This is a genomic window from Streptomyces sp. NPDC026301, assembly GCF_055567935.1.
On the sequence record NZ_JBVHPN010000018.1, the window covers coordinates 143,960 to 156,802 of the forward strand.

Genomic DNA, 12,843 nt, shown 5'->3' on the forward strand with positions numbered 1-12,843 from the left:
TCCCGCATTTGAAGAAGAATCGGCGAGGAATTCCATTCGGGGCGTATGAGCGCAGGGCCAGTACGACGAAAGTCACAGGCACTTCCGCCCGACTGCCTCCGGAAATACATCCATCGTCGGGCGCGGTGGCGGCGGTGCCGGGGTGACACTCGGGCCGTGACTTACTCTCCCGGAAAGAATGCATCGGAGCGACGCGCCGGCGGCATGCCCGTACACAAGTACCGTCGGTACCGACCGTTCACGCTGCCCGATCGGACCTGGCCCGACCGCGTGCCGGAGCGGGCGCCGACCTGGTGCAGCGTCGATCTGCGAGACGGCAACCAGGCTCTGCTGGAGCCGATGGACATCGCGCGCAAGCGGGTGATGTACGACCTGCTGGTGCGGCTGGGCTTCAAGGAGATCGAGCTGGGCTTTCCGATGTCCAGCCGCGCCGACCTGGAATTCACCCGCGATGTGATCGAGCGGGACGCGATTCCCGACGACGTGACGATCCAGGTCATGTCCCCCATCCGCGACGGGATGATCGAGGACACCGTCAAGGCCATCGAGGGCGCGCCGCGCGCCATCGTGCAGATCTTCAATCCGACCTCGGTGACACAGCGGCGCGCGGTGTTCCGGATGAGCCGCGCCGAGGTCAAGGCGCTGGCCCTGCGGGGCGCGGAGCGGGCATTGAAGCTGCGCGACTCGCTGCCGGGCACCGAGATCTACCTCCAGTACGGCACGGAGTCCTTCACGCAGACCGAGCCGGAGTTCGCGCTGGAGGTGCACAACGCGGTCCTGGAGCTCTGGCGCCCGGAGCCGGCGGACCAGGTGCGGATCGTGCTGCCGGCGTCGGTCGAGGCCTATCCGCCGCACGAGTTCGCCGACCGTATCGAGTGGATGCACCGCAACCTGGCGTACCGCGACGCGATCTCGCTGACCCTGCACACCCACAACGACCGCGGCTCAGCGGTCGCCGCCACGGAGATGGCGCTGCTGGCCGGCGCCGACCGGGTGGAGGGCACCCTCTTCGGCAACGGCGAGCGGGCCGGCAACGTCTGCCTGATCACCCTGGCGATGAACCTGTACTCGCAGGGCATCGACCCGGGCCTGGACCTCGGCGATCTGGACGAGGCGCGGCGGGTGGCCGAGCACTGCAACCGGATGCCGGTCTCGCCGCGCCACCCCTGGGCGGGCGACTTCGTCTACACCTCGTTCGCCGGATCCCACCAGGACGCGATCACCAAGGGGCTGCGGGCGCTGGAGGAGAGCGGTTCGCCGGTGTGGGACGTGCCGTATCTGCCGATCGATCCGCGCGATGTGGGCCGGGACTACCAGGCGCTCATCCGGATCAACGGGCAGTCGGGCAAGGGCGGCGTCTCGCATCTGATGCGGACCGAGCACGCCTTCGAGCTGCCGCGGCGGCTGCAGATCGAGTTCGCCTCGATCGTGCAGACCAAGGCCGAGGACGGCAGGGAGGTGACGGCGGATCAGCTCCTGGAGTGGTTCACGGAGGTGTATCTGCACAAGGCGGACGGTGCCGCGCTGCCGGGCCCGGTGGAGGACCGGTCGTCACCGCAGGCCGTACTGGACGCGCTGCTGTCCCGGCACGCGCTGGAGGGCACGGTGAGCGAGACGCGGATACAGGGGCCGCGGGCCGGCGAGGAGCGGCACGTGGCGTACGCCGAGGCGTCGGTGGGCACGACCACCCGCTGGGGTGTCGGCGTGGCGGCGACGAAGGAGGAGAGCCTGGCCAGGGCGCTGCGCTCGGTGGCCCGGCGGCTCGTTGCGGAGGTGACGGCATGAGTCCGGTACCCGTGGTACGGCACACCGGGACGGCGGCACCGCTGCGCCGTCGCGACGTGGACACCGACCAGATCATCCCGGCCGAGTTCTGCAAACGCCTGGGGCGTACGGGATATGAGGACACGCTCTTCCACCGCTGGCGGCAGGACGCGGATTTTGCACTGAACCGGCCGGTGTATGCCGGGGCGAGCGTGCTGGTGGCGGGCCCGGACTTCGGCATCGGCTCCTCGCGCGAACATGCGGTGTGGGCGCTGCGCGACTTCGGGTTCCGTGCGGTGATCGCCCCCTCCTTCGGCGATATCTTCCGTGCCAACGCGGCGAAGAACCAGCTGGTGACGCCGCGGGTGCCGGAGGAGGCGGTGGAACGGCTGTGGGAGCTGATCGAGGCGGACCCGGCGGCCGAGGTCACCGTGGATCTGCACGAGCGCATCGTGCTGGCCGGGAGCCTGCGGATACCGTTCGAGATCGCTGAGCACAGCCGCTGGCAGCTGATGAACGGGCTGGACGACATCGAGATCACGCTGCGCCGCGGCGGCGGCATCGACGCGCACGAGCGGCGGCGGCCGGTGTGGCTGCCGCGGGTCGTGGCCTCGGGTGCGGCCGGCCGTACGGCGGGCGGTGCGTCAGGACCCGCGGAAGCCGGGTGATCCCTGCCGCCACACTGCCGCGCCGTCCCCCATGCAGGAAGGCCGCCCCGGGATCCGGGGCGGCCTTCCTGCGCCGGGTCAGCGTGCGGCCGCGCCGGGCTCGGCGGCCGGGAGCAGCCGCATGGCCACGGCCTTGTTGATGGCGTTCATGCGGGAGCGCACTTCGAGCTTGAGGTAGATGTTGGTCAGATGGCGTTTGACGGTGCCTTCGGAGATGTAGAGCTCGCCGGCGATCTGGGCGTTGCTCAGGCCGCGGGCCACCAGGCCGAGCACCTCCAGTTCGCGGGCGGAGAGCGGGCCCTGGGCCGGGCGCTCCAGGCGGCTGACGGTCTCCTTGGCGACGGAGAGCACCACGCGGTCGGGGTCCCTGCGTACGGCCCGGATCGCGGCGAGCAGCTCCTCGCGCGTGGAGCTCTTGGAGATGTACGCCTGGGCTCCGATCGCGAGCAGTCGGCTGACCATGCGTGCGTCATCGTGCATGGTCAGGACGGCGACGCGGGGCGGCTCGGGAACGTTGAGCACCTGTTCGAGGGTCTCCTCGGCGCCCGGGCCCGGCATCTCCACATCCAGCAGGACGACGTCGGGACTCCTCCTGCGGACCAGCGCGACAGCCTCCTCGCCGTGCTCCGCCTGGCCGACGACGTGCAGATCGCTCTCTGTTTCGCAGATCTCGACGATGCCCTCGCGGAACAGCGTGTGGTCGTCGGCGATGACGACCCGGGCCGGCGCGTCCGCCCCCGTCATCACCGGGCCGCCAGCGGTACCGTGAGGGTGATGCGGGTGCCGCCATGGGGCCCCGGGCTCGTACGCAGTGAGCCGCCCAGTAAGGCGGCGCGCTCCTTCATGGACGTGAGGCCCAGCCCCGCGGAGCGGTCCCGTTCGCCCCGCTGGAGGCCCGAGCCGTCGTCGGCGACCTCGGCGACCATCGCGCCTTCCCGGGTGCGCAGCGAGATGGTGATGTCCTCGGCGCCCGCGTGGGCGAGGGCGTTCCCCACGGCCTCGCGCAAGATGAGGTAGATCTCGCCGACGTCCACGCTGCCGGGTGGGGCCGGGCGCGGATGGCTCAGGGCCCGCTGCAGCTCGGCGCCGGGGGTACGCAGCCGGGTGGCCAGCTCCTTGGTCGTGTGCAGGGCCTGGTGGAGAAGGCGCACGGCGTCGGCCCACTTGTCGCGGGCGCGCTCGGCACGGTCGTCGGCGGCATAGAACTCGCTGAGTTCCAAGGAGTTGAGGCCGACGACGATGGCGTGGGCGACGCGGTCGTGGAGCTCACGGCTGAGCCGTTGCCGGTCGGCCGGGGCCAAGAGGTCGTCGGCCCCGGCCGGCCGGTCTCCGCCGGCGGTCCTCTCCCGGCCGTCCGCCGGTGCTCTCCCGGCCGCCGGGATACTCGCTGCCGCCGCTCGGCCCGGCGGCCCGCCGTCCTCGGCTATCGGAGGACGGTCCAGTACACCGGCACGGCCCTGTGGCGTCGTCGCATTGCGTGTCATCGCACAGCACTTCCTCAAGCATCGTCCGCTGTCGGGGATGGTCGGAGGTGAACGCACCGAATGCGCGCTCGGAATGCACGCTCCGGCGGGCACGGCGGCATCAATTACGGCGCGGCGGAGGGGATCCGGCCGACATGCCGGGCCTTTGTCACAGAAAATCGGTCCGCCGATCACACGCCTCCCTTCAGGCGCTCACGAAACAAAAGATAGCGCTCTTTATGTAACTTGGGTAGGGCCGCTGACGACCGATCACCCCGCTGGGCCCCGCCCTTCGGCGCCCCTCCCCCGGCCCTCGGCGCACCGGTCCTGCCCCCTTGGTGCGCCGACTGTGCCTCCTTGGCGCGCCGACCGTGCGCCACCGCGCCACGGCCCGTGTCCCCAAAGCACAGTGCCCGCTGTCACCTTCGCCGGATGTGGCCGCACGGCCGCCACAGCGACGCTGGAGCCCATGAAGAACGGTATGAACGCCAACGCCAGAGTCGCCGTCGTCACCGGCGCGCGCCAGGGGATCGGCCGTCGCATCGCCGAAGTCCTCGCCGCCCGGGGCTACTCGCTCGCCCTGATCGACCTGGAGCACCCCAAGGAGACCCTCGACGCCCTCGACGCCGTACGAGCTGCGGGAACCGAGGCCATCGGCATCACGGCCGACGTCTCCGACGAGGCCGCCGTGGCCGCCGCCAAGGACGAGGTCCTCGACCGCTTCGGCCGGGTCGACGTCCTGGTCAACAACGCCGGCATCGGGATGATCGCCCCGGCCGAGACGACCGGGGCCGCCCAGTGGCGCCGGATACTCGACGTCAATCTCACCGGCCCGTTCCTGCTCAGCCGGGCCTTCGGCACGGCCATGCTCGACTCCGACGCGCCCGGGACAATCGTCAACATCGCCTCCATCGCGGGCCTCGGCGGCATCCCCGACCGGGTCGCCTACAACGCCAGCAAGCACGGCGTGCTCGGCCTCACCCGCACCCTGGCCGTGGAGTGGGGCGGACGCGGCATCCGTGTCAACGCCGTCTGCCCCGGCTTCGTCAAGACCGAGATGGACGAGGCCGACCTCGCCTCGGGCGCCTACACGCCGGAGGACATCGTCGACCGCGTGCCGCTCGCCCGCTTCGCCTCCCCCAACGACATCGCCGAGGCCGTCGCCTACCTCGCCGACCCCGATCTCAGCGCGTATGTCAACGGCACGGCCCTGCCGGTGGACGGCGGCTGGACCGCGGACGCGACCTGGCGTGCGCTGCGGCTGCGCAAGCGCGAGGCAGCCTGATACGCCCTGACGGCCCGTCAATGTACGTATGCCCGTGGCGCCTTGACTCGCTCGGCCAGACCCGGCCCTCCCGGGCTGCCCAACAACTTACGGAGATCCCATGGCCTCAACGCTGTTCACCTCGGAGTCCGTGACCGAGGGCCATCCCGACAAAATCGCCGACCAGATCAGCGACACGATCCTCGATGCGCTACTGCGTCAGGACCCCGCCTCCCGTGTCGCGGTGGAGACGCTGATCACCACCGGACTGGTCCATGTGGCCGGCGAGGTCACCACCACGGCGTACGCGCCCATCGCCCAGCTCGTACGCGAGAAGATCCTGGAGATCGGCTACGACTCCTCCGCCAAGGGCTTCGACGGCGCCTCCTGCGGCGTGTCGCTCTCCATCGGCGCGCAGTCCCCCGACATCGCCCAGGGCGTGGACACCGCGTACGAGAAGCGGGTCGAGGGGGCTGAGGGGGTCGAGGGGGCCGCCTCCGACGGCCGGTCCGACGACGCGCTGGACCGGCAGGGCGCCGGCGACCAGGGCCTGATGTTCGGCTACGCGACCGACGAGACCCCGGAACTGATGCCGCTGCCCATCAGCCTTGCCCACCGGCTCTCCCGCCGCCTGTCCGAGGTCCGCAGGAACGGCACGCTCCCCTACCTCCGCCCCGACGGCAAGACACAGGTCACCATCGAGTACGACGGTGACCGCGCGGTCCGCCTGGACACCGTGGTCGTCTCCTCGCAGCACGCGAGCGACATCGACCTGGACTCGCTGCTCGCCCCCGACATCCGCGGGTTCGTCGTCGAGCACGTACTGAACGAACTGGTCGAGGACGGCATCAAGCTCGACATCGAGGGTTACCGCCTCCTCGTGAACCCGACCGGGCGTTTCGAGATCGGCGGCCCGATGGGCGACGCGGGCCTGACCGGCCGCAAGATCATCATCGACACGTACGGCGGCATGGCCCGGCACGGCGGCGGCGCCTTCTCCGGCAAGGACCCCTCCAAGGTCGACCGCTCCGCCGCCTACGCGATGCGCTGGGTCGCCAAGAACGTCGTCGCGGCCGGGCTGGCGCGACGCTGCGAGGTGCAGGTCGCCTACGCGATCGGCAAGGCCGAGCCGGTCGGCCTCTTCGTCGAGACCTTCGGCACCGCGACCGTGGAGGCCGCGGCGATCGAGCAGGCCATTGGCAAGGTCTTCGACCTCCGCCCCGCCGCGATCATCCGCGACCTGGACCTGCTCCGCCCCATCTACGCGGGGACCGCCGCGTACGGCCACTTCGGCCGCGAGCTCCCGGACTTCACCTGGGAGCGCACCGACCGCGTGGCCGAGCTCCGCGCGGCAGCCGGGGTCACCGCCTGAGCGGCCCCCGGCTCCACCCGAGGCTCCGCCCGAGCCGTAGTCGGCTTCGCCCGAGCCGTGTTCGTCGTACAGGGCCGGTACCGCGCTGACCGGGCCGGCCCTGGCGCATTCTCGATCCCTGCCCCTCCCCGTATGCCGAAACGCCCACGCCCCACCCCGCAGGCAAGGAGAGAACCGTGCAGATCGCCGTCGCCGGATCGATCGCCACCGACCATCTGATGGCCTTCCCCGGCCGCTTCACCGAACAGCTCATCGCCGACCGGCTGGACCGGGTCTCGCTGTCCTTCCTCGCCGACCACCTGGAGGTCCGCCAGGGCGGAGTGGCCGCCAACATCGCCTGCGGCCTGGGCCGACTGGGCCTGCGGCCCGTCCTGGTCGGGGCCGCCGGCGCGGACTTCACCGAGTACGCAGCACGGCTGGCGGCCGACGGGGTCGACACCGGCTCCGTACGCATCAGCGAGCACCTGCACACCGCCCGCTTCATGTGCACGACCGACACCGACCAGAACCAGATCGCCACCTTCTACGCCGGGGCCATGGCCGAGGCGCGTGACATCGACCTCGCCGCGGTCGCCCGTCGCGCCGGCGGACTCGACCTCGCCCTCATCGGCGCCGATGCCCCCGAGGCCATGCTCCGGCACACCGCGACCGCCCACGCCGAGGGCATCGCGGTGGCCGCCGATCCCTCACAGCAACTGGCCCGCCTCTCCCCCGCACAGACCCGGTCCCTCGTCGCCGGCGCGCGCCTGCTCTTCACCAACGAGTACGAGGCCGCGCTGCTGCAGGAACGGACCGGCTGGAGCACCGCCGCCGTACTCGACCACGTAGGCACCTGGATCACCACGCTCGGCGCGGACGGCGCACGCCTCACGCGCGCCGGCGAACCGCAACTGCACATACCCGCCGTGCCCACCGACGACATCGCCGACCCCACGGGCGCGGGCGACGCGTTCCGCGCCGGCTTCCTCGCAGGCCTGGCCTGGCAGTGGCCGTACCGGCGCGCGGCCCAGCTGGGCTGCGCGGTCGCCACGACGGTACTGGAGTCGGTCGGCACCCAGGAGTACAAGCTGCTGCCCGCGGAACTGCTGGAGCGGGTCGCCGAGGCGTACGGACCGGAAACGGCGGCGCAGTTCGCACCGGGGCTCGGGGAGGCCTCGTGACTTCCCGGTACGACACCGCCCGCATCGACGCCTTCCGCGAGGCGCTGGCCTCGCGCGTGGTGGTCGCCGATGGAGCCATGGGCACCATGCTCCAGGCCCAGGACCCCTCCATGGAGGACTTCCAGCAGCTCGAGGGCTGCAACGAGATCCTGAACATCACCCGCCCGGACATCGTCCGCTCCGTGCATGCGGAGTACTTCGCGGTGGGCGTGGACTGTGTGGAGACCAACACCTTCGGCGCGAACCATGCGGCGCTGGGCGAGTACGACATTCCCGAGCGGGTCTTCGAGCTGTCCGAGTCCGGTGCGCGCATCGCCCGTGAGGTGGCGGATGAGTTCACCGCCTCCACCGGGCAGCAGCGCTGGGTGCTGGGCTCGATGGGCCCGGGCACCAAGCTGCCCACTCTGGGCCACGCCCCCTACCGCACGCTGCGGGACGCCTATCAGCAGAACGCCGAGGGCATGATCGCCGGCGGCGCGGACGCGCTGCTGGTGGAGACCACCCAGGACCTGCTGCAGACCAAGGCCGCCATCCTGGGTGCCCGCCGGGCGCTGGAGGTCACCGGCACCAACCTGCCGATCATCTGCTCGGTGACCGTGGAGACCACCGGCACCATGCTGCTGGGCTCCGAGATCGGCGCCGCGCTGACCGCCCTGGAGCCGCTGGGCATCGACATGATCGGCCTGAACTGCGCGACCGGGCCGGCCGAGATGAGCGAGCACCTGCGCTACCTGGCACGACATGCGGGCGTGCTGCTGTCCTGCATGCCCAACGCGGGGCTGCCGGTGCTGGGCCAGGACGGCGCGCATTATCCACTCACCGCTACTGAACTGGCGGACGCCCAGGAGGGGTTCGTACGGGATTACGGGGTCTCGCTGGTCGGCGGTTGCTGTGGCACCACGCCCGAGCACCTGCGCGAGGTCGTCGCGCGGGTCCACGGAGCCGAGCCGGTGGCCCGGGAACCGCGCCCGGAAGCCGGGGCGGCATCCCTGTACGCCCATGTGCCCTTCCGTCAGGACACCTCGTATCTGGCGATCGGCGAGCGCACCAACGCCAACGGTTCGAAGAAGTTCCGCCAGGCGATGCTGGAGGCCCGCTGGGACGACTGCGTGGAGATGGCGCGGGACCAGATCCGTGAGGGCGCGCACATGCTGGACCTGTGCGTGGACTACGTGGGCCGCGACGGCGTGGCCGACATGGAGGAGCTGGCGGGCCGCTTCGCCACCGCCTCCACGCTGCCGATCGTGCTGGACTCCACCGAGGTGCCGGTCATCGAGGCCGGGCTGGAGAAGCTGGGCGGCCGCGCGGTCATCAACTCGGTGAACTACGAGGACGGTGACGGGCCCGAGTCCCGCTTCGCGAAGGTCACCGCGCTGGCCAAGGAGCACGGCGCGGCGCTGATCGCGCTGACCATCGATGAGGAGGGCCAGGCCCGCACGCCCGAGCACAAGGTCGCCATCGCCGAGCGGCTCATCGAGGACCTGACCGGCAACTGGGGCATCCACGAGTCCGACATCCTCATCGACACCCTGACCTTCACCATCTGCACCGGTCAGGAGGAGTCGCGTAAGGACGGCATCGCGACGATCGAGGCGATCCGGGAGCTGAAGCGGCGCCACCCGGACGTACAGACCACGCTGGGCCTGTCCAACATCTCCTTCGGCCTGAACCCGGCCGCCCGTGTCCTGCTCAACTCCGTCTTTCTCGACGAGTGCGTCAAGGCCGGCCTGGATTCCGCGATCGTGCACGCGAGCAAGGTCCTGCCCATCGCGCGCTTCGATGAGGAGCAGGTCAAGGTCGCCCTCGACCTGATCTACGACCGCCGCGCCGAGGGCTACGACCCCCTGCAAAAGCTCATGGCGCTATTCGAGGGCGTCAACATGAAGTCGATGAAGGCGGGCAAGGCCGAGGAACTCCTGGCCCTTCCGCTGGAGGAGCGTCTCAAGCGCCGCATCATCGACGGTGAACGCAACGGCCTGGAGGCCGACCTCGACGAGGCGCTCCAGGACACGCCCGCCCTCGACATCGTCAACAACACCCTCCTTGAGGGCATGAAGGTGGTCGGTGAGCTGTTCGGCTCCGGGCAGATGCAGCTGCCGTTCGTGCTCCAGTCCGCCGAGGTCATGAAGACCGCGGTGGCCTACCTGGAGCCGCACATGGAGAAGACCGACGATGAGGGCAAGGGCACCATCGTGCTGGCCACCGTCCGCGGCGACGTCCACGACATCGGCAAGAACCTGGTGGACATCATCCTGTCCAACAACGGCTACAACGTGGTCAACCTCGGCATCAAGCAGCCCGTCGCCGCGATCCTGGAGGCCGCCCAGGAACACAAGGCCGACGTGATCGGCATGTCCGGGCTGCTGGTGAAGTCCACGGTGATCATGAAGGAGAACCTGGAAGAGCTCAACCAGCGCAAGATGGCCGCCGACTTCCCCGTCATCCTCGGCGGCGCCGCCCTGACCCGCGCATATGTCGAGCAGGACCTGCACGAGATCTACGAGGGCGAGGTCCGCTACGCCCGCGACGCGTTCGAGGGCCTGCGCCTGATGGACGCCCTGATCGCGGTCAAGCGCGGCGTGCCCGGCGCCACCCTGCCCGAACTCAAGCAGCGCCGGGTCAAGTCATCCACTCTCCAGATCGAGGAGCCGCGCCCGCAGGAGGGCTCCGTCCGCTCCGACGTGGCCACCGACAACCCCATCCCGACCCCGCCGTTCTGGGGCACCCGCGTCGTCAAGGGCATCCAGCTCGCCGACTACGCCTCCTGGCTGGACGAAGGCGCGCTCTTCAAGGGCCAGTGGGGCCTGAGGAAGAACACCATCGAGGCCGAGGGCCGGCCACGGCTGCGCATGTGGCTGGACCGGCTCCGTACGGACAACCTCCTCGAAGCCGCCGTCGTCCACGGCTACTTCCCCTGCGTCTCCAAAGGCGACGACCTGATCATCCTCGACGAAGAGGGAACGGAACGTATCCGCTTCACCTTCCCGCGCCAGCGCCGCGGCCGCCGCCTGTGCCTGGCGGACTTCTTCCGCCCGGAGGAGTCCGGCGAGACCGACGTGGTCGGCCTGCAGGTCGTCACCGTCGGCTCGAAGATCGGCGAGGAGACCGCGAAGCTGTTCGCGGCCGACTCCTACCGCGACTACCTGGAACTGCACGGCCTGTCCGTGCAGTTGGCCGAGGCGCTCGCCGAGTACTGGCACGCCCGGGTCCGGACCGAACTCGGCATCGCGAACCACGAACCCGGATCCCTCGACGGGATGTTGCGTACCGAGTACCAGGGGTGCCGTTACTCCCTCGGCTATCCGGCCTGCCCGGACCTGGAGGACCGCGCGAAGATCGCGGACCTGTTGCGGCCGGAGCGCATCGGGGTCGTCCTCTCGGAGGAATTCCAGCTCCATCCCGAGCAGTCCACCGACGCCATCGTCGTGCACCACCCCGAGGCGGGCTACTTCAACGCCGGGAGGCGGGCGTGAAGGCCGGGCCGACCTTCTCCTTCGAGTTCTTCCCGCCCAAGACGCCGGCGGGCGAGCGGGTGCTGTGGGAGGCGATCCGGCGGGCGGAGGCCCTGTCGCCGGACTTCGTGTCCGTGACGTACGGCGCCGGAGGCTCCTCGCGGGACCGCACGATCGAGGTGACCCGGCGCATCGCCGAGGAGACGACGCTGCGCCCGGTGGCCCACCTGACCGCCGTCGGGCACTCGGTCGCCGAGCTGCGGGCCATCATCGGCCGGTACGCCGACGCGGGCATTCACGACGTACTCGCGCTGCGCGGCGACCCACCCGGTGATCTGCGCGCAGCGTGGACGCCGCACCCGCAGGGCCTGACGTACGCGTACGAACTCGTCGAGCTGATCCGCTCGTTGGGCGACTTCACCATCGGTGTGGCGGCCTTTCCCGAGCGGCATCCGCGCTCCGCCGACTGGGACAGCGAGGTCCGCCACTTCGTGGCCAAGTGCCGGGCGGGTGCCGACTACGCGGTCACCCAGATGTTCTTCCACGTCGAGGACTATCTGCGGTTCCGGGATCGGGTGGCCGCCGCGGGCTGCGATACGCCGATCATTCCCGAGATCATGCCGGCCACGGACGTACGGCAGATCCGCCGGTTCGCCGAGCTGAGCGGCGCCGCCTTCCCCGAAGACCTGGCGCACCGCCTGGAGGCCGCCCGCGACCGGCCTGCCGACGGCCACCGCATCGGCGTCGAGTACGCCACGGAGATGGCCACGCGCCTGCTCGCCGAAGGCGCGCCCGGACTCCACTACATCACCCTCAACCGCTCGACGGCCGCGGTCGAGATCCACCGCAGTGTCACCACCTCAAGGAGCCTTCATGCCCGCTGAGTTCACCGACTTCAAGGTCGCCGACCTTTCCCTGGCCGCCTTCGGCCGCAAGGAGATCACCCTCGCCGAGCACGAGATGCCCGGTCTGATGGCGATCCGCAAGGAGTACGCCGCCGCCCAGCCGCTGGCCGGCGCCCGCATCACCGGCTCGCTGCACATGACGGTCCAGACGGCCGTGCTGATCGAGACGCTGATCGCGCTGGGCGCCCAGGTGCGCTGGGTCTCCTGCAACATCTTCTCCACCCAGGACCACGCCGCGGCCGCCATCGCCGCCGCCGGCATCCCGGTCTTCGCCTGGAAGGGCGAGTCGCTGGAGGAGTACTGGTGGTGCACCGAGCAGGCGCTCACGTGGCCGGACGCGCCGGGGCCGAACATGATCCTGGACGACGGCGGTGACGCCACCATGCTCGTGCACCTCGGCGTCGAGAAGCAGAAGACCGGCAAGCTGCCCGAGGCGTCCAATGATGAACTGGCCGTCGTGCGCGCCCTGCTCAAGTCCAGCACCCTCGACTGGTCCGCCCTCGCCTCGGAGATCCGCGGTGTGACGGAGGAGACCACGACCGGTGTCCACCGTCTGTACGAGATGCACCGGGACGGCACCCTGCTCTTCCCGGCGATCAATGTGAACGACGCCGTGACGAAGTCGAAGTTCGACAACAAGTACGGCTGCCGGCACTCGCTGATCGACGGCATCAACCGCGCCACCGACGTGCTGATCGGCGGCAAGACCGCCGTCGTGTGCGGGTACGGCGATGTGGGCAAGGGCTGTGCGGAGTCGCTGCGCGGCCAGGGCGCCCGGGTGATCATCACGGAGAT

At 70.3% G+C, this 12,843-nt stretch carries 10 protein-coding genes; 8 read left to right on the forward strand and 2 right to left on the reverse strand.

The window, feature by feature from the left end:
* Positions 1-204 precede the first annotated feature (204 nt).
* A complete protein-coding gene (locus ACZ4MH_RS27985) occupies positions 205-1,785 on the forward strand; it encodes a 2-isopropylmalate synthase (protein WP_351586226.1) in 1,581 nt (526 codons plus the stop codon).
* Positions 1,782-2,432, forward strand: coding sequence for a 3-isopropylmalate dehydratase small subunit (leuD, locus tag ACZ4MH_RS27990; protein WP_351586224.1), 651 nt, complete (start codon positions 1,782-1,784; stop codon positions 2,430-2,432). Before ACZ4MH_RS27985 ends, leuD begins: the two co-directional genes overlap by 4 nt.
* 78 nt (positions 2,433-2,510) lie before the next feature.
* Here the strand turns inward: leuD and ACZ4MH_RS27995 are convergent, their stop codons facing one another.
* A complete protein-coding gene (locus ACZ4MH_RS27995) occupies positions 2,511-3,176 on the reverse strand; it encodes a response regulator transcription factor (protein ID WP_351586222.1) in 666 nt (221 codons plus the stop codon).
* The gene (locus tag ACZ4MH_RS28000; protein WP_351586220.1) at positions 3,176-3,916 is read right to left on the reverse strand and encodes a sensor histidine kinase; all 741 of its coding nucleotides are present in this window, start codon (positions 3,914-3,916) and stop codon (positions 3,176-3,178) included. Before ACZ4MH_RS28000 ends, ACZ4MH_RS27995 begins: the two co-directional genes overlap by 1 nt.
* Positions 3,917-4,364: 448 nt before the next feature.
* On the opposite strand from ACZ4MH_RS28000, the gene ACZ4MH_RS28005 reads away from it, so the two are divergent.
* The 6 genes from ACZ4MH_RS28005 to ACZ4MH_RS28030 form a co-directional block, all read left to right on the forward strand.
* Entirely contained in the window at positions 4,365-5,180 is an 816-nt protein-coding gene (locus tag ACZ4MH_RS28005) for an SDR family NAD(P)-dependent oxidoreductase (protein WP_351586218.1), read from the forward strand.
* A gap of 100 nt (positions 5,181-5,280) precedes the next feature.
* Entirely contained in the window at positions 5,281-6,531 is a 1,251-nt protein-coding gene (gene metK, locus ACZ4MH_RS28010) for a methionine adenosyltransferase (protein WP_351586216.1), read from the forward strand.
* Positions 6,532-6,707: 176 nt separating this feature from the next.
* Positions 6,708-7,691, forward strand: coding sequence for a carbohydrate kinase family protein (locus tag ACZ4MH_RS28015; protein WP_351586214.1), 984 nt, complete (start codon positions 6,708-6,710; stop codon positions 7,689-7,691).
* Positions 7,688-11,164, forward strand: a complete 3,477-nt coding sequence (gene metH, locus ACZ4MH_RS28020) for a methionine synthase (protein ID WP_351586212.1) — start codon at positions 7,688-7,690, stop codon at positions 11,162-11,164. The genes ACZ4MH_RS28015 and metH overlap by 4 nt, the downstream gene beginning before the upstream one ends.
* Complete coding sequence (metF, locus tag ACZ4MH_RS28025) at positions 11,161-12,027, forward strand: methylenetetrahydrofolate reductase [NAD(P)H] (RefSeq protein WP_351586210.1); 867 nt, start codon at positions 11,161-11,163, stop codon at positions 12,025-12,027. The genes metH and metF overlap by 4 nt, the downstream gene beginning before the upstream one ends.
* Positions 12,017-12,843: adenosylhomocysteinase (locus ACZ4MH_RS28030; protein WP_351586208.1), on the forward strand; the 827-nt coding region annotated here is incomplete at its 3' end. The genes metF and ACZ4MH_RS28030, both read left to right, overlap by 11 nt.

Coding starts and splice junctions, on each gene's coding strand:
- ACZ4MH_RS27985 (WP_351586226.1), top strand. CDS start 205: ATGCCCGTACACAAGTACCGTCGGTACCGACCGTTCACGCTGCCCGAT.
- leuD (WP_351586224.1), top strand. CDS start 1,782: ATGAGTCCGGTACCCGTGGTACGGCACACCGGGACGGCGGCACCGCTG.
- ACZ4MH_RS27995 (WP_351586222.1), bottom strand. CDS start 3,176: ATGACGGGGGCGGACGCGCCGGCCCGGGTCGTCATCGCCGACGACCAC.
- ACZ4MH_RS28000 (WP_351586220.1), bottom strand. CDS start 3,916: ATGACACGCAATGCGACGACGCCACAGGGCCGTGCCGGTGTACTGGAC.
- ACZ4MH_RS28005 (WP_351586218.1), top strand. CDS start 4,365: ATGAAGAACGGTATGAACGCCAACGCCAGAGTCGCCGTCGTCACCGGC.
- metK (WP_351586216.1), top strand. CDS start 5,281: ATGGCCTCAACGCTGTTCACCTCGGAGTCCGTGACCGAGGGCCATCCC.